Origin of the sequence: Streptomyces sp. NBC_01450, assembly GCF_036227505.1 — a bacterium.
In the GTDB taxonomy this organism is placed as follows: Bacteria; Actinomycetota; Actinomycetes; order Streptomycetales; family Streptomycetaceae; genus Streptomyces.
The window spans coordinates 2,068,430-2,094,634 of record NZ_CP109481.1; the positions used below are offsets into that span (position 1 = coordinate 2,068,430).

At 73.0% G+C, this 26,205-nt stretch carries 5 protein-coding genes; all 5 read left to right on the forward strand.

Annotated features, from left to right (window positions below; genetic code table 11):
* Genes asnB through OG568_RS58125 form a run of 5 tightly spaced genes read left to right on the forward strand, consistent with a single transcriptional unit; the run spans nt 1 to nt 25,913 of the window.
* The gene (gene asnB, locus OG568_RS58105; RefSeq protein WP_329538036.1) at nt 1-1,992 is read left to right on the forward strand and encodes an asparagine synthase (glutamine-hydrolyzing); all 1,992 of its coding nucleotides are present in this window, start codon (nt 1-3) and stop codon (nt 1,990-1,992) included.
* On the forward strand, nt 1,989-23,327 hold the full coding sequence (locus tag OG568_RS58110; protein ID WP_329538038.1) for an SDR family NAD(P)-dependent oxidoreductase: 21,339 nt from the start codon (nt 1,989-1,991) through the stop codon (nt 23,325-23,327). Before asnB ends, OG568_RS58110 begins: the two co-directional genes overlap by 4 nt.
* On the forward strand, nt 23,324-24,091 hold the full coding sequence (locus tag OG568_RS58115; protein WP_329538039.1) for a thioesterase II family protein: 768 nt from the start codon (nt 23,324-23,326) through the stop codon (nt 24,089-24,091). The genes OG568_RS58110 and OG568_RS58115 overlap by 4 nt, the downstream gene beginning before the upstream one ends.
* Nucleotides 24,088-24,627: a flavin reductase family protein gene (locus OG568_RS58120; protein ID WP_266592497.1), complete on the forward strand. Its 540-nt coding sequence runs from the start codon at nt 24,088-24,090 to the stop codon at nt 24,625-24,627. The genes OG568_RS58115 and OG568_RS58120 overlap by 4 nt, the downstream gene beginning before the upstream one ends.
* Complete coding sequence (locus OG568_RS58125; RefSeq protein WP_329538040.1) at nt 24,624-25,913, forward strand: ATP-grasp domain-containing protein; 1,290 nt, start codon at nt 24,624-24,626, stop codon at nt 25,911-25,913. The genes OG568_RS58120 and OG568_RS58125 overlap by 4 nt, the downstream gene beginning before the upstream one ends.
* Nucleotides 25,914-26,205: the final 292 nt, after the last annotated feature.

Genomic DNA, 26,205 nt, shown 5'->3' on the forward strand with positions numbered 1-26,205 from the left:
GTGTGTGGAATAGCTGGCTTCGTCTCGTCGCGCCTTCCGGATGAGGATATCCCCGGACGCATCACCTCGATGCTGTCGTCGATCCATCACAGAGGGCCCGACGAGGCCGGCTATTACCTGGACGACGGCGTGGCCATGGGAACGGTCCGTCTGGCGATCATCGACCAGGCGTCGGGCGCGCAACCGATGTCCGACCCCGCCGGGCGGTACTGGATCTGCTTCAACGGCGAGCTGTACAACCACGTGGAACTCCGCGAGGAACTCACCCGGCTGGGGCGGCCCTTCCGCACCAAGTCGGACACCGAGGTCGTGCTCCAGGCGTGGATCCAGTGGGGTCCCGCGTGCCTGGAGCGCTTCAACGGCGCCTTCGCCCTTGCCATCCGGGACAGCGCGACCAAGACCCTCGTCCTGGCCCGCGACCGGTACGGCAAACGGCCGCTCTTCTACACGGAGCACGACCGCGCCCTCCTCTTCGCCTCGGAGATGAAGGCGTTCACCGCCGTCCCCGGCTTCCGTTTCGCGTTCGACCCCCGGGAACTCGCCTCGGTGTACGCCCTTTGGGCCCCGCTGCCGGACCGCACCCCCTTCCAGGGGATCCGCCAGGTACCCATGGGCGGCCTCCTGACGGTCGAGAACGGCCGGCACACCGTAACGCAGTACGAGGAACTGCGCGTCGACGCGCCCGCGTTCGACGGCGACGAGCGCGACGCCGTGGCCTTCGTGCGGGAGACACTCCGCCGGAGCGTCGAACTGCGCCTGCGCAGCGACGTCGAGGTCGGCGTCTACCTCAGCGGCGGCCTCGACTCGTCCATCGTCACCAAGCTCGCCACCGAGCAGTCGTCGCACCAGGTCCGCACGTTCTCCGTCGAGTTCCAGGACAAGACCTACGACGAGTCGAGCAGCCAGCAACTGGTGGCCTCCCACCTCGGCACCCTGCATTCCTCCCTGAACATCTCCCACCGCGACATCGCCGGCTCCTTCGCCGACGCCGTGTGGCACGCCGAAGTGCCCGCCTTCAGGACGTCGTTCGTCCCGATGTACCTGCTGTCCCGGCACGTCCGCGACTCCGGGATCAAGACCGTGCTCAGCGGCGAGGGGGCCGACGAGGCCTTCCTCGGCTACTCGCTGTTCCGAGAGACGATGCTCCGCGACTCCTGGAACACCCTGTCGGAGGACGAGCGGGTCCGCCGGCTCAGCACCCTGCACCCGGAACTCGCGCACTTCGGATCCGCCCGCAAGGCCCATCTCCTCGGGCTGTTCCAGCAGTTCAGCACCGAGCGCACACCCGGCCTGTTCTCCCACGAACTGCGCTATCAGAACGGAATGTTCGCCACCCGTCTGCTCAAGGACCCCGGCGACCCGCTGGAGCCCATGCGTGAACTGGTGCGCACGACCCCCGGATATGACGCGTTGAGCGCCGTGCAGAAAGCGCAGTGGATCGAGTACAAGACGCTGCTGTCGGGTTATCTCCTGGCCACCCAGGGAGAACGCTCGAGCCTCGCCCACAGCGTCGAGAACCGCTGTCCGTTCCTCGACCCCGCCGTCGTCCGCGCCGCCGCTTCCGTGAACCTGCGCTACGACGACGGATCGGACGAGAAGGCCATCCTGAAGAAGGCGTTCGCCGCCGACCTCCCGCAGTGGACGGTCAGCCGGCCCAAACAGCCCTACCGAGCCCCGGGAAGCGCCGTGTTCAAGGACGAGCGGCCCGACTGCCTGGAACTGGTGCTCTCCGAGAACGAGCTGCGCCGGATCGACTGCGTGAACCCCGCCTTCGCCGGAAAGCTCGTCTCGAAGATCATGCGGACCCCGGTCGAGGAAATCAGCACCAAGGAGGACCAGGCCTTCGTGTACCTCCTGTCGACCGTGATCCTCAACCGCCAGTACGTCCTCGGCGAGCACGCCCGTCCCATGGACGCGGCGGCCGGCCGGATGAACCTGCGCACCGTCGTCGACCACCGGCTCGGCGCCGTCCCCGCGGAGGCCGCCCGATGAGCCACCCGTCCGCCCACACGTCCTTTGACATCGCTGTCATCGGTCTCGCCCTGCGCTTCCCCGGATCCGACACGCTCTCCGGCCTCGTCGGCCACCTCACCGCCGGGCACTCCCTCATCTCCGAGGTCCCCGAGGACCGTTGGTCCAAGGAGCGCTGGTTCGGCGACCCGCGCGGGGGAGCCGAGAAGACGCGCAGCGTCTGGGGCGGATTCATCGACGACGCCGAGTGCTTCGACGCCGCCTTCTTCGGCATCTCGCCGCGCGAGGCGTCCACCATGGACCCCCAGCAGCGGCTCACCCTGGAACTGGCCTGGCGGGCCGTCGAGGACGCCGGGTACCGCGCGAGCGCCCTGGCCGGCTCGGACACCGGCGTGTTCATGGGCGTCTCCCACTCCGACTACGCCGAGCTGATGGAGCGGGACAGGGCGAAGATCGACGCCTACCTGCCCACCGGCACCGACTTCGCCGTCGTCGCGAACCGGGTCTCGTACCACTTCGACTTCCGCGGCCCGAGTGTCGCCAACGACACAGCCTGCGCCAGCTCCCTCGTCTCCGTCCACCAGGCCGTCGCCGCCCTCCGTGCCGGAGAGTGCGGCATGGCCCTGGCCGGCGGTGTCAACCTCGCCTGGTCGCCGAAGCTGTTCGTCGCCTTCAGCCAGGCGGGCATGCTCTCACCGACCGGCCGCTCGCACGCCTTCGACAAAGGCGCCGACGGGTTCGTCCGCGGCGAGGGCGGCGCCGTCCTCCTGCTCAAGCCGCTGGCCCGCGCCGTCGAGGACGGGGACCTGGTCCACGCCGTCATCAAGGGCACCGGCACCAACCACGGCGGCCGCACCAACTCCCTCACCGTCACCAACCCCGCCGCCCAGGCCGACCTCATCGAGGGCGTCTACACCCGCGCGGGCGTCCCCGTCGGCAGCGTCGGCTACATCGAGGCCCACGGGCCCGGCACACCGGTCGGCGACCCCATCGAAGTGCTCGGCCTCAAGCGGGCGTTCGAGCGGATGCACGCCGCCGAGGGTACCCGGCCCCTTCCGGACTCCTGCGGCATCGGCTCGGTGAAGACCAACATCGGCCACCTGGAGGCCGCCGCCGGTGTCGCCGGCATCGTCAAGGTGATCGGCGCCCTCACCACCCGGACGCTGCCCGCGACCGTCAACTTCACCCGGCCCAGCCGCCTCATCGACTTCGACGACAGCCCGTTCTACGTCGTGCGCGACACCCAGCCCTGGCAGGCCCCCGCCGCCGCAGACGGCGCAGTGCCGCCGCGCCGCGCCGGCGTCAGCTCCTTCGGCTTCGGCGGCGCCAACGCGCACTGCCTGCTGGAGGAGTACACCGGCGGCGACGAGCCGGCCGCCGCGGACGACGGACGCCTCCAGGTGATTCCCCTCTCGGCCCGCAGCGACGAGCGGCTGCGCGCCGTGGCGCGGGAGCTGCTCGACCACCTCACGGCCGCCGGCACCGACGCCGCCGCCCTGCCCGGGCCCCGCCCGGCGACGGCCGACATCGCCCACACCCTCCAGACCGGCCGCGAACCCCTGCGGGTCCGGCGCGCCTTCGCCGTCACCGCAACGGCCGAACTGCTCCGGGCGCTGGAGGACTTCCTCGACGGCACACCGTCCCCCTACGACGTCCGGACGGAGCAGCCCGCCCCCGCCGAGGACCCCACCGGCCACCTCACCGCGGCACGGGACTGGGTGCGTGGCGAGGACGTCGACTGGCAGGCGGTGCGCGCGAGCGCGGCCTACCCCGCGGCCCGCCGCGTCCGGCTCCCCGGCTACCCCTTCGAGCGCGTGCCGCACTGGTACGCAGTACCCGAGGACCGGAGCCGCCCGGCCGCCGCCGCACCCGAGGACGGGCGTGGCGTGGCCGACGTCGAGCCGCGCGCCGAGGCGGCCGTCACCGCCGGGTCCGGGGACCGGCGCACCGTGCCGGCCGACTCGGCCGGAAACCGGCGCGTGGTGTCCGCCGCCGTGGCCCCGGAGTGGCCCGCGCCGGTCGCCGTCACCGCCCCGGCCGGCCGGCACCCGCTGCTGCACCGCAACACCTCGACGCTGTCCGGCCTGCGCTTCACCTCCACCTTCACCGGCGCCGAGCCCTTTCTCGACGCGCACCGGGTCGACGGCGACCGGGTCATGCCCGCCGCCGCGTACGTGGAGATGGTCCGCGCGGCGGTCGAACGCGCCGTCGAGCGCGACGGCTCCGCGGACCCGGTCACCGTGGTCCTGCGCGACGTGACCTGGCTGCGGCCGCTCACCGTCGGAGACGAACCCGTCGACGTCCACGTGGAGTTGACCCCGGGCGAGCACGGCACGATCGCCTTCCGGGTACGCCAGGACGGCGCGGCCGACGGCACTCTCGCCCTCGTGCACAGTCAGGGCACGGCCGAGGTGCGCCCCCGCTCCGAGGAGCCGGCCGCCGTCGGCCTCGACGCGCTGGCGGCCGCCTCCGCACCGGTGCCGGTGGCCGAGGTGTACGCGAGCCTGCGCCGGCAGGGCCTGCGCTACGGGCCCGCCATGCGGGCCCTCCGGGAGCTGCGGATTGGCGAGCACGGCGTTCTCGCGCGGATCGCCGCGCCCGACGACACGAGCACGGCGGCCGGCGACGGCCTCGTTCTGCCCCCCAGCGTGCTCGACGCCGCGTTCCAGGCGTCGGTCGCGCTCATGACGGCCGGGGCGTCCGAAGCGCCGCGGGGCCCCGTCATGCCGTTCGTCCTGGAACAGATCGAGATCGCCGGTCCGTCTCCGGCCGAGACATGGGCCTGGGTCAGGCGCGCGGAGAGCAGGGGCATGGTGGACAAGTTCGACATCGACCTGACCGACGGCGAGGGCCGGGTCGCCGCCCGGGTCCGCGGCCTCGTCCAGCGGACCGCCTCCGCGCGGCCCGCCGCTCCCGAGACGCGGCCCGTCCTCACGGCGACCACCGCGTGGGTGGAGGCCCCGCTCGCCGGGGACGTCGCGAGCGACCCCCGCATCGTCGTGCACGCCTACCTGGCGGGGGCCCGGCGCGCCGTCGGCGCGCCCACCCCGTTCGTCCGCCTGCCCCAGATCGCGCGCGACCGGGTCGCCGACGGCGTCCGGGACGTCACCGACACCGTCCTCGACGCGGTGAAGGCCGTACTCGCCGGGCGCCCCCGGCAGGATCACCGCTTCGTCGTCCTCGTCGACGACCGCCTGCCGCGGCACTTCCACGCCCCGCTCACCGGCCTGTTCCGGACCGTCGCCCTGGAGAACCCGGCGGTGCGCGGACGCGTCGTCCGGGTGGCCGGACTGGACAAGGCCGACGCTGAGGACCTGCGGCGCATCCTGCGCGAGGAGGCCGCTGACGACCGTCCCGACGCCGAGGTCCGCCGCGCCGCCGACGGATCGCGCCACGTCCGCCGCACGGCCGGGGCCGCCGAGGTCCGGGGCCCCGAGGCGCCCCCGCTGAGAGACGACGGCGTGTACTGGGTGACCGGCGGTCTGGGCGGGCTCGGACGCCACGTCGCCCGCTACTTCGCCCGGCGCGACCGCGTCACCGTGGTGCTCAGCGGCCGCGCGCCGTCCGGCCCGGACACCGAGGCCGCGCTCCGCTCCCTGCGCGCGGAGGGCGTCGACGCGCACTACCTGCCCGTCGACGTCACCGTCGCTGAGGACGTGGAGCGCGCGGTGCGCGCCATCACGGAGACGCACGACTCGCTGGACGGCGTCGTCCACGCCGCCGGCGTCCTGCGCGACGGCTACGTCCTGCGCAAGGAGCACGAAGACCTGCACACCGTCCTCGGCCCCAAGGTGCCCGGCACGCTGCACATCGACGCTGCGACCCGCGACCTCGACCTCGACTTCTTCGTCCTGTTCTCCTCGGTCGCCGGTGTGTTCGGCAACCCCGGACAGGCTGACTACGCGGCGGCCAACGCCTTCCTGGACGCGTTCGCCGGGCATCGACGGGCACTCGTCGAGGCGGGGGAGCGCACCGGCGCGACACTCGCCGTCAGCTGGCCGCTCTGGGCCGACGGCGGCATGCGCGTCGACGATCTGACCCGCGCCGCCATGCGCGAGGGGCACGGCTGGGAGCCGCTGCCGACGGAGGCGGGCGTCCGCGCGCTCGGCCACGCGATGGCCCACGAAGCCGGCCATGTCGTGGTCGCCTTCGGCGAGGACGCGACCCTCGCGGACACACCCCCCTCCCGGCCCGCCGCCGTCCGGGCGGACACCGGGGACTGCGCCGACGGCTCCGGCCCGCTCCCCGCGGCCATCCCCGGCGACGGACACCTCCCGCCCGCCGCGCTCCGCTCCGCGACGGCCGCGCTGGTGACGCGGCTTCTGGGAGAGGTGCTGCAGCACGACCCGGACGACATCGACCCCACCGTCCACCTGGTCGAGTACGGCATCGAATCCCTCGCCATCCTCGACATGACCGCCCGCCTGGAACAGCTGTTCGGCCCGCTGCCGAAGACCGTCTTCTTCGAGTACCTGAACGTCGAGGAGGTGACCGGATACTTCGTCGACGCCCACCGGGAGAAGCTGCGCGAGGTGCTCGGCACGCAGGACGCGCGGGAGGAGACGGCCGACGGCACCGGCGCGTCCCACGAGCGGGGCGAGCGGGGCGACTTGGGGCCGTTCGCCGACGGGGATTCGTCCCTGCCGGCCGCTTCCGCGCCGGCCGAGGTCGTACCGGCCGTGTCCGTCGCGTCTGTCTCCGTACCGTCTGTCTCCGTGGCGTCCGAGGGCGTGGCACGCGACGAGGCGGCGCCGCAGGACGGCCCCGCCGTCACCGCCGCGCCGGTCGCCGTCACCGCCGCCTCGCTCGCCGTGACGGAGCGTCCCTCCGCGCCCGACGACCGTCACGACATCGCGATCGTCGGCATCTCCGGGCGTTATCCCGGCGCCGCGACCATGGACGAGCTGTGGGAGCTGCTGAGCGAGGGACGGCACTCCTTCGAGGAGGTCCCGCGCGAACGCTGGGACCACGACGCCATCTACAGCCGCGACCGCGCCAAGCTCGGCAAGAGCGTCATCCGCACGGGCACCTTCCTGCGCGACATCGACAAGTTCGACCCCCGCTACTTCCGTGTCTCCAAGCGGGACGCCGAGCAGATGTCGCCCGAGGTCCGCCTCTTCCTCCAGCTCGGCGTGGAGGCCCTGGAGGACGCCGGGTACTCCCGCGAGCAGATCCAGCGGCAGTACCAGGGGGACGTCGGGGTGCTGGCCGGCACCATGAGCAACCACTACGGGCTGTACGGGTTCCAGAACAGCCTGGTCCGCGGTGCCCCGCAGAGCGGCAGCTACAACGCCACGATGCCCAACATGCTGTCGTACTTCTACGGGCTCACCGGCCCCTCGCTCTTCGTGGACACCATGTGCTCGACGTCCTCGACGTGCGTGCACCAGGCGGTGCAGATGCTGCGCGCCGGCGAGTGCCGGATGGTCGTCGCGGGCGGGGTGAACCTCCTGCTGCACCCGTACAACCTGATCACGTCGTCCCAGGAGCACTTCACGACGGCCACGTCCGACGTCATCCGCAGCTACGGCGTCGGAGTCGACGGCACCATCCTCGGCGAGGGAGCCGGTGTGGTGGTCCTCAAGACCCTGGCCGACGCGGAGCGGGACGGCGACCACGTCCACGCCGTCGTCAAGGGGACGGCGATCACCAACGCGGGGCCGCGCAACGGCTTCACCGTGCCCAGCGTCGCCCTCCAGGCCCGCGCGGTGGAGAAGGCACTGGACGACGCGGGCGTGGACGCCCGCACCATCAGCTATGTCGAGGGACACGGCTCGGGGACCTCACTCGGCGACCCCATCGAGGTCAAGGCGTTGAACGACGCATTCCGTAGATCCACGCAGGACACCGGGTTCTGCGCCCTGGGCTCGGTCAAGTCCAACATGGGGCATCTCCTCGCCGCCGCCGGTGTGCTCGGCATCGCCAAGGTCGTCCTCCAGCTGCGCGAGGGCAAGATCGCGCCGTCGCTGCACAGCGACGAGCTCAACCGGGACATCCCCTTCGACAGCACCCCCTTCCATGTGCAGCGCCGGCTCGCCGACTGGCCGAGGCCCGTCACGACCGTCGAAGGAACACCGGTCGAGCATCCCCGGCGCGCCGGGGTCACCTCCATCGGCGCCGGCGGGATGAACTCGCACCTCGTCCTGGAGGAGTACACCCCGGCCCCGGTGCCCCGGCACGACGGACGACACGAGCTGTTCGTCTTCTCGGCGATGACCGACGATGCCCTGGAGACCTCCCTGGTCCGCTTCCGCGAGTTCCTCGTCACGCGCGAGGACGCCGACCTGGCCTCCGTAGCCTTCACCCTCCGTGTCGGCAAGAACGAACTCCCGCGCCGCTGGGCCTTCATGGCCGCCGACCGCCGGGGTGTCGTCGAGGCCGTCGACCGCTACCTCGCGGGCGACCGGGACGCGGAGCGCGCGCTTGCCGGGACCGGCCCGGGAGCCGCGGCGGTCCGGGAGACCGGCCTCGCGTGGACGGGCGGCCGCAAGGCCGACTGGAGCGTGCTCGACGCGGGCCGCCGGCTCCGCCGCCTGCCGCTACCCGCCTACCCCTTCGCCCAGGTCGGTTGCTGGGTGGAGGAGGACCCGTCCGCCCCCTCGGTCATCGCGCCAATGGTCTTCCGGGACGCGTTGCACCCTTTCCTCGGGCGCAACGAGTCCGACGTGGACGGCTTGCGCTACGCCGTCGACGTCCGGCTCGACGACCTGCTGGACTACGGCCAAGTGCGCGACAAGCAGCGTGCCGTCGTCCCCACGTTCGTCCTCGACGCGGCCCTGGCCTGCGCGTGTGTCTCCGGGTTCGCGACCGGGGCGCGGATCCGCGACCTGCGCACGGTGGGCCGGGCCGACTGGGCCAAGGTGGCGCGGCTCGTCACGACCTTCGACGCCGCCGACGGCACCGGCTTCGGCACCGTGTTCACCGAGGACGCCTCCGGCACCCGCACCCCGCTCGCCGCGTTCACCGCGCACGCCGCAGACGGCCCCCACGCGCGGCCGCGGCGGGACGAGCGCGCGCCGGGCGACGGCGAACTCGCCCGCGATGCCGTCGAGGTGCTCACCCAGGAGCGGTTCCTCGCGGAGCTGGCCGAGGGAGGCATCGAGCACCCGCCGATGTTCGACGGCGTACGCGTGGCACGCGTGCTGCGCGACGGGCGCCTGGTGCTCGACGTGAGCGCGCCCGACTTCCAGCAGAACCACGTCAAGCGGAACGTCTCCGTCGAGCCGGCGGTCCTGGCCGCCGTCGCGCATGGCGCGCAGCTTCTCGCCAAGCGGGCCGGACTCGCGGCTTGGGCACGGCTGGTGCCACGCCGGATCGACGAGGTGGGGGTGACGGCCGACGGTATCGCTGACGTGGAACGGATCGTGCTCGACCTCGTTCCCGGCACGGTGGGACTCGGCGGCCGGGTCCTGCTCCTGGACGGCTCCGGGCGGCTCGTCGGCGAACTGACCGACGTGTGGTGGGGCGACGAGGACGCCGAGTCCGACGCGCTCCGGCCCACCCGGCGTGCCGTCCCGGCCGCCCACGCCCTGGCCTCCGCCGTCGGGCGGATCTCGATGAGCGCGCGGGTGCCGGACACCGCCGAGGCGGTCGGCACCGGCATCAACGGTGGCACCGGATTCGCGAGCCGGAACAGCAGCGCCCCCGAGGTGGAGACCCGGACCGGCCCCGAGACAAAGACCCCGACGGACCCCAAGGCGGAGACCCTGACCGACCCCGAGTCCGGCCCTGGGGCCGGTTCCGACGGGGCGGCGGCCGTGGCGTTCGTCGCCGGTGAGCTGCGCGTGATCGCCGCCGGGATCCTGGGCTTCGAGGCGGACGAGATCGAACCCACCACCGGGTTCTACGCGTTCGGGTTCGACTCCATCTCGCTCGTCACCCTCGCCAAGCAGGTGGGGGAGCGCTTCGGCGTGCGGGTCAGCCCGGCCCTCTTCTTCGACCTCGACACGCTCGACGCGCTGGCGCGGCACCTGGTGGCGGAGTTCGGGGACCGGATCCCGTCTGCCCACCCGTCGTCGCCCGCGCCGGACGCGGCCCGCGCGACGGCCCGCCCGGCCACGCCTTCCACGGCACCGTCCCGACTCGGCGGCGCGAGCCTCCCTGCGCCGACCTCCGAGGCGGCCGCCGGACCGGTCGCGCCGCAGCCGGTCGCCCCGGAGCCGGCCGTCCCGAAGGCCGACGTCCCCGGCAACCCCGACGCCCTCGCCCCGCGCGGGGCGTCCCTGGCAGGCGATCCCGCCCCGGCTGCCACGCCCCCCGACGGCTCCGGCGCGCCGATGCCCGTCGCGATCGTGGGCGCGGCCGGCCGCTTCCCCGGCGCCCGCGACCTCGACGCCTACTGGGCCAACCTCGTCGGCGGCGTGGACTCGGTCACCGAGTTCCCGGCGGACCGGTACGACGAGACGTACGCCCGTGTCGTGGAGGAGGCCGACTTCCCGGCGCACGCGGGGGTCCTGGACGACGTGGACGCGTTCGACGCGGGCTTCTTCGGCATCTACCCGCGCGAGGCCGAACTGCTGGACCCCCAGCACCGGCTCGCCCTGGAGACCGTCTGGAGCGCCCTGGAGGACAGCGCGCACCGGCCCGCCGAGCTGCCGGCCGACACCGGTGTGTTCCTGGGCGTCTCGGGCACCGACTACGCGACCCTCCTCACCGGGTACGGCGTCGCACCGGACGCCTTCACCGCCACGGGCAACGCCCACTCCATGCTCGCCAACCGTGTCTCCTTCACGCTGGACGTGCGGGGGCCGAGCGAGCCGGTCGACACGGCGTGCTCCAGCTCGCTCGTCGCCCTGCACCGCGCGCTCGAGGCCATCCGGTCGGGCGCCTGCTCCATGGCCGTCGCGGGCGGGGTGAACCTGCTGCTCAGCACGGACACCTTCGTCAGCGCCCACCGGGCGGGCATGCTCAGCCCCGACGGACGGTGCCGGACCTTCTCCGACGACGCGAACGGGTACGTGCGGGGCGAGGGCGTCGGCGCCGTCGTCCTCAAGCCCCTGGCCGCCGCCGAACGCGACGGCGACGACGTCCTCGGCGTGCTGCTCGGCAGCGCGGAGAACCACGGCGGCCGCGCGCACTCGCTGACCGCCCCCAACGCCGACGCCCAGGCCGAGGTCGTGGCCGCGGCCGTGGGCGACACCGACCCGGACACCATCGGCTACATCGAGACCCACGGCACCGGGACCGCCCTCGGCGACCCCGTCGAGGTCCGGGCACTGCGCTCCGCCTTCCGGCGGCTCGGCGCGGCCGGCCGGGGCGCCTGCGGCCTCGGGTCCGTCAAGACGAACATCGGCCACCTGGAGGCCGCCGCGGGCATCGCGGGCCTGCTGAAGGTCCTGCTCGCCATGGAACACGGCGTCCTGCCCGGCACGCTCCACTGCCGTGAGGTCAATCCGCACATCGAGCTGGACGACGGCCCGTTCCGTCTCGTGCGCGAGAACGAGGCGTGGCCCCGGCCCACCGGCCGCGACGGCACGCCGGCCCCCCGGCGCGCGGGCGTCAGCAGCTTCGGCTTCGGCGGCGCCAACTGCCATGTCGTGGTGGAGGAGTACACCGGCCCGGACACCAACCCGGACACCAGCCAGGACACTGACCCGGCCGACGCCATCTCGTCCGACGCCGACGCCGGGGCGGTCCTCGTCCCGCTCTCCGCCCGCTCCGAGGAGCGGCTGCGCGAGGTCGCGGGCAACCTGCTGGACCGGCTGCGCGACACACGCCGCGCGCCCGTCCCGCTCGCCTCCCTCGCCTGGACCCTGCAGACGGGCCGGGAGGCCCTGCCGGAACGCGTCGGCTGGGTGGTCGACTCGAGCGGCGAACTCCTCGCGGCATTGCAGGAGTTCGTCGCCTCGGGCCAGGCCGGCGACAAGGGGCTCCGGGGGACCGCGGCCCGTACCGGAGCCGGTCCGCGCCGTCGCGGGACGACCGGCGAGCCGGTCGCGGGCGCCGGGCTGCGCGAAGTCCTCCAGCGGTGGACGAGCGGATCCGAACCCGACTGGCGAGGGCTGTACGGGGCGCGTACGCCGCGCCGCGCGCACCTGCCCACCTACCCCTTCGCGCGGGACCGGTTCTGGATCCCCGGCCACCCGCCGCGCGGCCGCGCGAGCGGCGCCGACGGTGCGGTTCCGGCGGCCCCGGCCGTCGGAACCGTCCTGCGGGTGCCCCGGTGGACCCCGCGTCCCGCCGAGGCGTCCACCAGCGGCCCGGCCGAAGCGGTGCGCCGCGTCGTCATCCTGCCCGAGGCCGCCGACGGCGCGCGTGCCGCGTTGGAACAGGCCCCCGGCGTACGGTGCGTGACCGTCTCTTCGTCCAAGGAGCGTCTGGACAGCTGGTTCCGCGACGTGAGCTGGCAGTACCTGGAGGCCATCCGCGACGCGGCGGCCGACGAACGCCCCGGCGGCACGCTCGTGCAGGCGGTCGTCCCGGCCGACGGCGCGCGCGCCGTCGCCCTCGCCCTGACCGGGCTGATGCGGACCGCCGCGCTCGAACACCCCCATCTCACCTGCCAGGTCGTCGGGTTCGACGAATTCCCGGCCCCGGCCGTCCTTGGGGACGTCCTCGATGCCGAGTCCCGCGCGAGCGGTGACGACGTCGTGCTCCACCGCGACGGGAGGCGCCTGACACGCTCCTGGGAACCGGTCCCGGCACCGCCGCACGGCGACGCCGGCATGCTGCGCCCCGGCGGCGTCTACCTGATCACCGGGGGTGCCGGAGGCGTCGGCTCCGCCGTGGCCCGCTGGATCGCGAAGGAGGCCGTGCGGCCCACCGTCGTCCTGGTGGGGCGGTCGCCGGGCGACGCCCGCACCGAGGCGCTCGTGACCGGCCTGCGCGCCGCCGGAGCCGTCGCCCGGTACGAGACCGCCGACGTCTCCCGTTGGGAGGAGACCCGCCATCTGGTGGCGGACGTCCGCCGTGAACTCGGTCGGATCGACGGCGTGTTCCACGCGGCCGGCGTGATCCACGACGCGCCGCTGACCGCCAAGACCGGCCAGGAGTGGGAGGACGTCCTCGCGCCCAAGTCCGACGCCCTGGTCAACCTCGACCGCGCGATCGGGCGGGCGCCGCTGGACTTCCTGATCGCCTTCTCCTCGGGGGCGGCGGTCACGGGCAACCCGGGACAGTCCGACTACGCCACCGCCAACGCGTTCCTCGACGAGTTCGCGGCGCTGCGCACCATGCGTGTCGCCGCGGGTGAACGCTCGGGACGCACCCTGTCCGTCGCCTGGCCGCTCTGGGAGGACGGCGGCATGCCGCTGTCGCCCGAGGCGCTGGCCCGCTTGTGGGAGAGCCGGGGGCTGACCCCGATGTCCTCGGCGGACGGGATCGCCGCGCTCACCGCCGCCTGGCGGCTGGGCGAGGACCGGGTGTGGGTCCACCACGGCCGCCTTGCCGAGACCGCCGCCGCACTTGGTGCCGCCGACGTGCACCAGGGAAGCGGGTTCGCCGCCGCCGTCTCGGTGACCGCTTCCGGCACCGGCACCGGTACGGGCAGCAGCACCGGTCCCGGCACGCGCAACGCCGCCGCCCCGCCGGCCGGCCGGCCGGAGGTGTCCGCCGCCGTACGGCCCGGCTCCGCCGAGAGCCTGCGCCGCCTCGTGCGGATCTTCTCCCAGGTCACGAAGACGCCCGCGCGCGACGTCGACGTCGACCAGCCGCTCGGCTCGGCCGGTCTCGACTCGATCATGGTCATCCAGCTGAACAGGGAACTCGCCCTCGCCTTCGGAGACGTGCCCCGGACCCTCTTCTACGACCTGCCCACCCTGCGGGCCGTCGCCGAACGGCTCGCCGCCGAAAAGCCGTCGGCCGCGCCGGAGCCCGCCGCGGCCCCCGCCGCCGGCGTGGCACGCCCGGCCCCGGACCGCGCCGTGACGGCCGTCCGCGAACCGGCGCCCCGCGTCACCGAGGACGCCGCCGCGCGTGTGCGCGAGCCCATCGCCGTCATCGGCATGAGCGGGCGCTACCCGAAGGCGGGGAACCTCGACGCGTTCTGGGCCAACCTCAGGGACGGCCGGGACTGCGTCGGCGAGATCCCCGCCGACCGCTGGCCGCTCGAGGGCTTCTACGAGCCCGATCGCCGCAAGGCCCAGGCGAACGGCATGAGTTACAGCAAGTGGGGCGGATTCCTCGACGACTTCGCCTCGTTCGACCCGCTCTTCTTCCAGATCGCCCCCCGCGACGCCTACGCCATGGACCCACAGGAGCGGCTCTTCGTCCAGGCCTCGTGGGAGGTGATGGAGGACGCCGGTTACACCCGCGAGTCGCTGCGCCGGCGTCACCACGGACGGGTCGGGGTTTTCGCCGGCGTCACCAAGAGCGGCCACGCCCGCCACGGCGCCGCCCGGCTGCCCTCCGGCGAGACGGTCGTCCCCGCGCTGTCGTTCGCGTCCCTGAGCGCCCGGACCTCGTACCTGCTGGACCTCAACGGCCCCAGCATGACCATTGACACGATGTGCTCGGCGTCCCTGACCGCCGTGCACGAGGCGTGCGAGCACCTCTACCAGGGTGCCTGCGACGTGGCCGTCGCCGGAGGCGTCAACCTGTACCTCCACCCCCTGGACTACGTCGAACTCTGCCGCTCGGGCATGCTGTCGCAGGACAGCCACTGCCGCAGTTTCGGCAGCGGCGGCCACGGGTTCGTCCCCGGCGAGGGAGTGGGCTGCGTCCTGCTGAAGCCCCTGTCCCGCGCCGAGGCCGACGGCGACCGCATCCTCGCGGTCATCCGCGCCACCAGCGTCAACCACGGCGGACGATCCAACGGCTACACCGTGCCGCGCTCCGGCGCCCAGGCGGAACTGATTCGCGACGCCCTGGACCGCGCCGGGGTCTCAGCGCGCGACATCGGGTACGTCGAGGCGCACGGCACCGGCACCGAACTGGGCGACCCCGTCGAGATCCAGGGACTGACGACCGCCTTCGAACAGGACACCGCCGAGCGGCAGTTCTGCGCGATCGGCTCGGCGAAGTCCGCCGTCGGACACCTGGAAGCGGCGGCCGGCATCGCCGGTCTCACCAAGGCGGTCCTCCAGCTTCGTCACCGGCAGTTCGCGCCCAGCCTGCACGCCGAGGACCTCAACCCGAACATCGCATTCGAGCGGACGCCGTTCTTCGTCCAGCAGGAGGCGGCGCCCTGGCCCGCCGAGGGTCGGCCGCGGCTCGCCGCCGTCTCCTCCTTCGGAGCGGGCGGCTCCAACGCCCACGTGATCGTCGAGGAGTACTCGTCCCCGCAGACCGAGGAGCACGAACCCCGCATGGCCCAGTCCTCCGGCGTCGGCACCGAGCACCTCGTCGTCCTCTCGGCGCGCACGTCCGAGCAACTGAACGCCTCCGCAGCGAAGTTGGCCGAGTTCGTCGCCCGCGCCGACGTCGACCTCGCCGACCTCGCCTTCACCCTGCAGACCGGCCGTGAGGCCTTGCGCGAGCGGCTCGCGCTCGTCGTCACCTCGACGGCCGGCCTGCGCGAGGCGCTGAGCGGCTTCCTGACCGAGGGCGCCGCCGCGGCCACCGGTGTGCACCGGGGCAGCCCGGCGGCCGCCGGCGCGGGCCTGATCGCCGAGCTGGCCGACGAGGACGTACGCGAGCTGCTGGTCGAGCGCTGGGCGCGGGGCGGGAAGCTCTCCAAACTCGCCGCCGTATGGGTCCAGGGCCTGGAGATCGACTGGGAGCCGCTGCACGCCGGTGCCGGGCGCCGCCGTGTCGCCCTGCCCACCTACCCGTTCGCCCGCGAGCGGTACTGGATCGCCGACCTCGCACCCGTCGCTCCGGCCGGTCGCGCGGGGGAGTCGGCGGGCATCGCGCGGGAGTCCGCCCGGCCCGGCCCGTCCGCCACGGTCACCCCGGCCCCGGCTGCCTCCTTCACCCCGGCCGCCGCGTCCACCCCGGCCCCGGCTGCCCCGTCCACCCCCGCCCCGGCCGTGTCCGTCGAGGACGCGTCGGCGCGGTCGGGCGAGTCGCTCGACGTGGAGGTGCCGCGCATCGTCCGTGCCGTGCTGGCGCGGGCGATGGCCATGCCGGAGGAGGACATCGTCGCCACCGCCGCCTTCGCCGACTACGGGCTGGACTCCATCCTCGCCGTCCGCGTGGCCCATGAACTCGGCGAGGAGCTCTCGCTCGACCTCGACACGGGCGTCCTGTTCGACCACAGCACCGTGCGCCGCCTCGCCGCGCACCTGCTGGCGGCGCATCGCGACGACATCGGAATCGCCCGGCCCGCCGTACGACCCGAACCCCCGGCCGCCGCGTCCCCGGCGTCGGAGCCGGAACCGTTCGCGACGGCACGACCCGCGACCGGACGGGAGGCGGGCAGCGGCGCCGAGGCGCGTCCGCTCATCGCCGTCATCGGGATGAGCGGCCGGTTCGCCGGTTCGCGCAACCTCGACGAACTGTGGGCGCACCTCGCCGCGGGCGACGACCTGATAACCACCACGACCCGCTGGGACACCGCCGGCGACGCGGATGCGACGGGCGCGCTGCGCGGTGGATTCCTCGACCACGTCGACGAGTTCGACTCGCTGTTCTTCAACGTCTCCGGCGTCGAGGCGCGCGGCATGGACCCGCAGCAGCGGCTGTTCATGGAGGAGACCTGGAAGGCCCTGGAGGACGCGGGATACCCGGCCCGCGCCATGAACGAACGGCGCTGCGGCGTCTACGTCGGCTGCTGGGCCGGTGACTACCCGGGCGGCGAGGGCGAGTCCGCCCCCGTGCAGGGACTGTGGGGCACCATGGGCTCCGTCATCCCGGGCCGTGTCTCCTACTTCCTCAACCTCAGGGGACCCGCCCTGGCGGTCGACACCTCCTGCTCCAGCTCTCTCGTCGCCATCGACCTGGCCTGCAAGGACCTGTGGTCGGGCGAGACGACGATGGCCCTGGCCGGCGGGGTGTTCGTCCAGTCGACACCGCGCCTGTACGGGCTGGCCGGACGCGCCGGAATGCTCTCGCCCTCCGGCCGCTGCCACACCTTCGACCACCGCGCGGACGGTTTCGTGCCGGGTGAGGGGGTCGGCGTCGTGGTCCTCAAGCGCCTCGACGACGCCCTCGCCGACGGCGACCACATCCACGGCGTCATCCGCGGCTCGGGCGTGAACCACGACGGCGCCACGAACGGACTGACCGCGCCCAGCTCCCTGTCGCAGGAACGCCTGCTGCGCGACGTGTACGACACCTTCGGCGTGGACGTCCGGCGCATCGGCCTGGCCGAGGCGCACGGCACCGGCACGAAGCTCGGCGACCCCATCGAGTTCGGCGCCCTGACCCGCGCCTTCCGCGAGGGCACCGACGACTCGGGCTACTGCGCCCTCGGCTCGGTCAAGACCAACCTGGGCCACACCCAGTTCGCGGCCGGTGTCGCCGGAGTGCTCAAGGTGCTCCTGGCGCTGCGGCACCGCCGGATCCCCGCGTCGCTCCACTTCGAGGAGGCCAACGGGGCGATCGCCCTGGAGGACAGCCCCTTCTACGTCAATACCCGCACCCAGCCCTGGCACAGCCCCGCCGGGGTGCCGCGCCTCGGCACGGTCAGCGCGTTCGGCGCCAGCGGGACCAACGCCCACGTGGTCCTCGAAGAGGCGCCGGAGCGGGTCCGCGCCGCGCTGCCGCACCGCGCGGCCCACCTCGTCGTGCTGTCCGCCCACTCCCGCGAACAACTCGGCGAGCAGGTGGAGCGGCTGGCCGCGCACTGCCGCAGCCACCCGGAACAGGGCCTCGGTGACCTCTCCTACACCCTGACCGCCGGACGGGAACACTTCCGGTACCGGTTCGCATGCGTCGTACGCGACCACGACGACCTGGTCCGCGTGCTGGCGGCCGGGACCGCCGGACCCCGCGCCGTCACCGGTGACGCCGGAGCGGACCGCGAGCGGGACACGGCCGACCTCGGCCGCGAGACCCTGCGCCGGTGCGCCGACCCCGCCATCGACCCCCACACCCTGCGCGCCGAACTGGAGTCGCTGGCCGACCTGTTCGCCAACGGCGCGGACCTCGCATACGAGGAGGCGTTCACGGCCGGCGCGTACCGCCGCGTGCCCCTGCCCACCTACCCCTTCGCCCGGGTCGGCCACTGGGGCGGCGCGGCCCTCCCCGCCGAGACCCCGGCCCCCGCCGTGAGCGGCCCCTCGCACACCCGCGTCACGTTCGCCGAGACCCGGAGCTTCCTGGACGACCACGTCGTCCAGGGACGGCACGTCCTGCCCGGCGCGGTCTACCTGGAGATGGCCCGCTCCGCGGCCGCCGACCTCCTCGGCGTCTCCCCGGCCGACACGGTGCGTCTGCGCAACGTCACCTGGGTGCGGCCCGTTGTGGCCGACGACACCGCGCCGGACGGCGTTCCGGCCGACGTCGAACTGCTGCTGCGCCCCGCGTCCGGCGGCGTCGCCTTCGAGTTCCGTTCGACGAACGAGGAGGCCGCGGTCTACTGCGAGGGACGCCTCTCCCGGTCCGACGCGCCGCGCCCGCCCCGCATCTCGCTGTCGGAGCTACGCGCCGGCTGCCGGACCACGGTGAGCGGCGAGCGGATCCACGCCGCGCTCGTGGCCCGCGGCATCGACCACGGCCCGGCGCTCCGCGCCATCCGCGAGGCGCACACCGGTCCGGGCCTGGTGGTGGCCGAACTCCGCGTCCCGGACGCCGCGCCGACGCCCGAGCGGCCCTTCGTACTGCACCCCTCGCTTCTGGACTCGGCCATCCAGTCCTCGGTGGCCCTCCTCCTGGCGGGCGACGGCATGCCCGAGGGCACGTCCGTGCCCTTCGCGCTCGAACAGCTCGACGCCTTCGCGCCGTGCCCCTCGTCCATGTGGGCCGTCGTCCGCACGGCGGACGCGCCGGGCGCGGAGAACGCGCTCAGCCGTCTGCACATCGACCTGGTCGACGACTCGGGGGAGGTGTGCGTCCGCATGACCGGCTACACCGCCCGCCGAATCGCGACGCCGCCGCCGTCGCTGTTCGCGCCGATCTGGGACGTCCTGCCCCCGCACGCCCTCACCGGCGCCCTTCCCGGCGACGACGACCACGTGCTCGTCGTGGGCGGCGACACCAGGCAGCGGGACCGTCTCGCACGGCGGTTCCCGCGCGGCACGACCTGGCATCTGCCCGCCACCGCGTCCGCCGACGACGTGGCCGACACCCTGCGCGCGTCCGCGCCGATCGACCATCTGGTGTGGATCGCGCCGGACACGGAGACGGAACCGACCGACGCGGACCGTCTCGTCGCCGCCCAGACGGACGGCGCCGTCGCGGCCTTCCGCATGATCAAGGGTCTGCTGCGCACCGACCACGACAGCAGGCCGCTCGGCCTCACCCTGGTCACCCGGCACGCCCTGGCCACCCACCCGAACGAGCGCCCGCGGCCGGCACACGCAGGACTGCACGGCCTGTTCGGCTCGCTCGCGCAGGAGTACACCAACTGGTCCGTGCGGCGGGTCGACCTCGGCGACGAACCGTGGCCGGCCGACCTCATGGCGCTGCCGACGCACGCCCGGACGGACTCCTGGGTCCACCGCTCCGGCCAGTGGCTGACCCGCCGCTGGGCCCCCTGCGAAGTCGCGGCAACGGCCGGCGCCCCCTACCGCGAGGGCGGCATCTACGTCGTCGTCGGCGGCGCCGGAGGCCTCGGCACCGCGTGGACACGGCACGTCGTGGAGCGCTTCGGCGCCCACGTGGTCTGGATCGGCCGTAGCCCCGAGGACGCGGCGGTCAGGGCCCGGATGGACTCCGTGCGCGGCCGGGGCTCCGTCCGCTACATGCGAGCCGACGCCACGGACGAGGCCTCCCTGCGGGACGCCTTCGACCGGATCAGGTCCGCGTTCCCCCGGATCCACGGCGTCGTGCACGCGGCCCTCGTGCTGCGCGACCAGAGCTTCGCCGGGATGGACGAGGAGACCCTGCTCGCGAGCCTGTCCGCCAAGGTGGACGCCGCCGTCACGACGGCACGCGTCCTCGACGGCGAGGAACTGGACTTCGCGCTGTTCTTCTCCTCCGTCCAGTCCTTCGCGACGACGGCTGGACAGGGCAACTACGCGGCCGGCAGCGTCTTCCTCGACGCCTGGGCCCGCCTCCTCGACCACCACTGGAACTGCCCCGTCAAGGTCATGAACTGGGGCTGGTGGGGCAGCCAGGGCAGCGTCTCCTCCGACTACTACCGCCGGCGCATGGAGCGTGCGGGACTGGTCTCCATCGAGGCGCCCGAGGCGATGGACGCCCTCGACGTGCTGCTCGGCGGCCCCTACGACCAGCTCGGGTTCGTCAAGCTGACCACGGTCGACGCGCTGACCGGCGTCGAGCCGTCGGTGCGGACGGCCATGCGCGCCGGGACCGCCGCGCGGGTGCCCGCGCACGCGCTCACCACGCGCGAGACCCCGGGCGAGGAGCGGGATGTGCTGCGTGCCGTCGCCGCCTGGCGAGCGGAGGAACGCGACCCCCTGCTCGGGCGGCTCCTGCGGGCCCACCTCGTGGAACTGGGCGCGCTCACCGAGGTGGAGGACGCCCCCGCCCAGACCGAGTCCGACGTCGACGTCGAGGCGCGCCTGCGGCGGGCGGGCATCCAGGAGCGGTACCTGCCCTGGCTGCGCCAGGCCCTGCGGGTGATTCCGGACTCCGCATCGCCCCTGCACGCTCTCCTCACCGAGTGGGACGAGCGCCGGCAGGCGTGGTCCGCGGACCCGGGCCTCAAGGCGGAGCTGGAGCTCGTCGACGCCACGCTCCGCGCGCTGCCCGACATCCTGACCGGCTTCAGGCGGCCGACCGACGTCATGTTCCCGCGCGGCTCCTTCGAACTCGTCGAGGGCTGCTACCGCGACACCCCGGTGGCGGACGCGTTCAACCACGCCGTCCAGGACACCGTCGTCGCCCTGGTGACCGAGCGGCTGCGCCAGGATCCCGGTGCGCGGATCCGAGTCCTGGAGATCGGTGCCGGCACCGGCGGCACCAGCACCGGCCTGTTCCGGGCGCTGCGGCCCCACCAGGACAGCATCGACACCTACCTGTACACCGACCTGTCCAAAGCGTTCCTGAACAACGCGCGCCGGGTCCACGGACCCCATGTGCCCTATCTCGACTGCGCGCTGTTCGACGTCGAGCGGCCGCTGGCAGGCCAGGGCATCGAGGAGGGCGGCTACGACATCGTCGTCGCCGCGAACGTCCTGCACGCCACCGCCGACATCCGCAACACGCTGCGCAACGCCAAAGCGGCGCTGCGCGGGGGCGGTTGGCTGGTGCTGAACGAGCTGTCGCGCTTCGACGTCTTCAGCCACCTCACCTTCGGCCTGCTGGAAGGCTGGTGGCTGTCGACGGACACCGGGCTGCGCCTCCCCGGATCGCCGGCGCTGTCCCCCGAGGGCTGGCGCGACGTCCTGCACGGCGAGGGCTTCCGGACCGTCCTGTCCGTGCTGCCGCAGGCAGACGCCCTCGGCCAGCAGATCATCGCGGCCGAGAGCGACGGAACCACGCGCCAGCTCGCCCCGGGCCGGCAGGCGACCCCCGTCGTCCCGGACGCTCCTTCGTCCGCGACCCTCCCTTCGTCCGCGACCCTTCCGTCGTCCGTGACCGTTCCGGAGCCGGGGTCCCCGCCGGAACGGGTTCATGAGCCGGAGCCGGGCCCGACCGGTGCCGACGCGGGCGAGGCGCTGACGGACCATCTGCGGGAGTCGGCGGCGACGGTTCTGGGCGTGCCCGCAGAGCGGATCGACCCCGCCGTGCCCCTGACGTCGTACGGGCTGGACTCGCTGCTCGTCCTCCAGTTGACCCAGGCGATCCGTGCCGATCTCGGCGACGACGTCTCCTCGACGCTGCTGTTCGAGGTCGAGTCCGTCGACGGGCTGGTGGGGCACTTCCTGGCCGAGCGGCCCGACGCGGTGGACGCGCTCGTGGCAGCCACCCGGCCGGCGACGCGGGAAGAGGCCGGCCCCCAGGCCGAGGATGCGCCCGGCAGCGAGGCGGAGACCACCGAACGCTGGGAACTCTCGCGCAGCCAGAGCAGGCTGTGGCGGGGGCACCGGCGCCACCCGGACGCCGCCACCTACAACATCCCGCTGCTGTTCGAGATCCACGGCGCCTTCGACGCGGACGCGCTGGAGGAGGCGTGCCGTGCGCAGTCGCGGCGCCACCCGGTCCTCGGCGCGGTCTTCCGCGAGACGGACGGTGTGCCGCACATGGACATCGACCGCGACCGCGCCATGACGTTCTCCAGGACCCGCGTCACCGCGACCGCGCGTGACGAACAGCTGGCCCGCATCAAGGAGTTGGCCGACCAGCCGTTCGACCTGGCGGGCGGACCCCTCGCCCGGGCCCACCTCGTCACCCTGGACACCGGCACCGGGGACCCGCGGCAACTGCTGCTCGTCACGGTGCACCACATCGTCATGGACGGCACGTCCGCGGCGGTCCTGGTGCGCTCCCTGAAGAACGCCTACGGCGAGGCCGTCGAAATGGGTGCGAGCTTGAGGACGCATCAGGAAAGCGTCACCTACGCCGACTTCGTCGCCTGGGAGACCGCGCTGCTGGAGAACCCGAAGGCCCGCCGGCACCGCGACTACTGGCTCGCGGAACTGCGCGGACCGCGCGACGAACTCGCCCTGCCCCGCGACCGGAAGGACACCGCCGCGCTGGCGCCCCGCACCGACGTCGTCCTGGCCCGGCTCACCTCGGAGGTCACGGAGGCCTTCGCCGCCCGGGCCCGCGCCCACCAGACCAGCGTGGCCACGCTGTTCCTCGCCACGTACACCGTCTTCCTGCACTCCCTCACCGGTCAGTCGGACCTGGTCGTCGGCTTCCCGACCGCCGGCCGCTACGAGGAGCGGTTCAAGGACGTGGTCGGCCAGTTCGTCAACTGCCTTCCGATCCGCTCCACCTTGTCCGACGGGGAGCAGTTCAGCACGCTCCTGGGCCGGGTCGGCCGGGCGGTCGTCCGGGGCATCGACCACGGGTCCTATCCCGCTTTGGAGATCGAGCGGGCACTCGCCCAGGAGGAAGGCAGTGGGACACCACCTCTGGTCGAAACCAACCTGATCTTCCAGAACTTCGAGGGGGCGTCACTGTTCACCGGGGCGGACGGGGCGCTGCAGGGTCCGCTCGACCTGCGGCCCTTCGACGACCTGCCGGACTCCGGCGAGATGCCGGTGACCGTCGAGATCTACCGGGGGCCCGACGGCTACAAGGTGTTCCTGAAGTACGACGCGAACGCCTTCGAGGAGTCCACGGCCCAGGCCATGGCGGACGAACTGGGCCGCGTCGTCGAACACGTGGCCCGCGAGGCGGATTTCCGGATCGGCAGCCGCCCGTGGCGCCGCGCCACCGGCCCGGATCCGGCCGCCCCGGGCATGTCCGCGGACCTGCCCGCCGACGAAGCGGAACCGCGCGAAGGGGACAAGCACGCATGACAGGCATGACGGCCGCCTCGGCGGCACTGTGGCTGAGGCGATTCCACCCCGCACCCGCCGAGGGGCCGAGGCTCGTCTGCTTCCCCCACGCCGGAGGGGCGGCGTCCTACTACTTCAAGCTGTCGCGCACGCTGCACCCGTCCATGGAGGTGCTCGCCGTCCAGTACCCGGGACGGCAGGACCGGCGCGCGGAACCGCCCGTCGAAGACATCACGCGCCTCGCCGGCTTCGTCGCCGACGAGCTGCGTGCCGCCGGACCGCGCCCGACGATCCTGTTCGGGCACAGCATGGGCGCCCTGGTCGCCTACGAGGTGGCCCGTCGGCTCGAACGCCAAGGAGACGCTCCCCTGGCTCTGTTCGTCTCCGGTCGCCGGGCCCCTTCGACCAGGCGTCCCACGAGCCGCCCGATGCATCTCCTCGACGACGCCCGCATCGTCGAGGAACTCCGGACACTGGACGGCACGCACAGACAGGTGCTCGAGGACGAACAAGTGCTGGCCATGATCCTGCCGACGCTGCGAAGCGACTACCGGGCCGTGGAGACATACGCGTACGCTCCGGGTCCGCCCTTGCACGTCCCCGTCATCTGCCTGGTCGGCAGGAACGACCCCCAGGCCACGGTCGCAGAGGCCGCGGTCTGGTTCGAGCACACCGCCCTGGGCTTCACCCTGCGGGTCTTCCAAGGCGGGCACTTCTACCTGGACAGCCGCGCCGACGAGATCGCGGACGTGATCCGCGCCAGTGTCACCGGAGGCACGCCGTGAGCCGCCCGGAGCACACGGTCTCCGCGCAGACGCTGCGCTCGGTGTTCAGGCAGCACGCTGCCGGCGTCGCCGTGATCACGGCACGCGGCGGACACCCGGTGGGCTTCACCGCCACCTCGCTCAGCTCCGTCTGCCTGGAACCCCCGATGCTCTCCTTCGGCATCGCCACATCGAATTCCTGCTGGCCAGTCATCGCGGAGGCGCAGTACGTAGGCGTACACGTGCTGGCCGACCATCAGCGTGAACTGGGCGCCACCTTCGCCCGCAGCGGCGCGGACCGCTTCGCTCCACCCACCATCTGGCGAGCGGGCCCGGGCGGTGTCCCCCTTCTGGACGGTGTCCTGGCACGACTCGTCTGCAGGGTCTCCGCGCGTATATCCGTGGCGAGCCACCGCATCGTCGTCGCCGAGGCACTCGACGCCGGCTCCCTCAACAGCGGGCGGCCGTTGATTTACCACGACGGCGACTTCCACCGTCTCCCGGACCTGGTCGGCGACGTCGAAGCGCCTCCTTCACCCTCTAAGGAATCAATATGACGGACCACCGGCATGTCGTTCATGTCGCCTTCGACGATCACTTCCTGGACGTGGACACACTCGACGTCGACAACTACGACATCACGTTGCTGGTGGACAGCTACGCCGCTGGACGCATATCGAAGTCCCTGCTCGACCGGTTCGCCCGGGTCGGCGTTCTGAACCTGCCGGACGGGCTGGGTGTGGAGGGCTACGACCAGGTGGTGGATCAGATGATCGACCTGGTGAAGGGCTTCTCGGAGGACTTCGGCCCCCCCGTTGCCGTGGTGGGCCTGTTCGAGTACACGACACTGCCCGCCGCACGCCTGCGGGAGCACTTCGCGGTCCCCGGCGTCGATGTCGCGACCGCGCTTCGCTTCCGCGACAAAATCCTCATGAAACAGACGCTGCGCGAGGTCGTGCCAGTACCCCGGTTCTGGCCGGTCGGAGCGGCCACCACCGCGGCGGAGCTGACCGCCATCGTGTCCGAGCTTCCCGGCAAGGTCGTCCTCAAACCCACGCGGCAGGCCGCCAGCATCGGCGTCAGGCTCTTCGACCGAGGCGCGGACCTGCTGCAGTACGCCGACGCCGAGGGAATCCAGGACGGCTACGAGGTGGAGGAGTTCATCGAGGGAACGGTGTGCCATGTCGACGGCATCGTCCGGGACGGACGCGTCCTCTTCCTCAGCGCCGCCGAATATTTCCTCGGATCCTGTTTCACCTTCCAGAACAGCGGCGTGGGACCGCTGGCGTCCGTCACCATCGACGACTCAGCCCTGGTCCGGCGAATCGCGGACTTCACCGACCGTGTCCTGGCGGCGCTGGGGCTGCGGGACGGCTCCTTCCACCTGGAGCTGTTCCTCACCCCGAGCGGCGACCTGGTGTTCCTGGAGATCGCCAACCGCTTCGGAGGGGAGTACATCAGCCGGCACCTGAAGACCGTCTACGGCGTCGACCTGGTGCAGGAGTCGATCGCGTCGTGCATGGACCTGCCCTCCGCGATCGAGACACCCGCGACCCACCTCGAACCGGGCACCGACCGCCCTGGCGCCTCCGGCTGGATCTACAGCGCCCTGTCCGAGAAGGACCGCTGCCGGGTCAGGCGCGTTCACGGCCTCGACCGGATACCGAGCTCTGTCGTCTTCTCCGAGACCCCCGACATTGACCAGTTGCTCAACCACGAACTGGGACTGGCGGTGGCATCCGGCAGGTTCATCCTGACCGGTGCCAACACCGCTTCCGTCAAGCGGGACCTGAGCGTCATCAGCGACGTGTACTCGATCGATGTCGAGCCGGACACCCCGTGACGGGTTTCCCGGCCGGCCGTGAGCGGCCGTTGTGCGGGCCGTCGGCCGGGGTGGCCGACCGGCGTCGCGCGGCGGACACGGATCGGGCGGACCCTCGCCGCCGGCGCCGACGCAGCCGTGGGCCCCCGGGCGTCCTTCGCGGAAGTACCAGAACGGTCGTTGGAGAACTCCGGATCTCCGCTCGCGCATCGGGTGAGCGCTTCCGGTGTCCCCCGGCGAGACGAACCGGGCAGAGGGCTCCTCGTCGGCCGTCGCGCCATGACAAACCATCCGTACTGCTTGACGAAGGGGG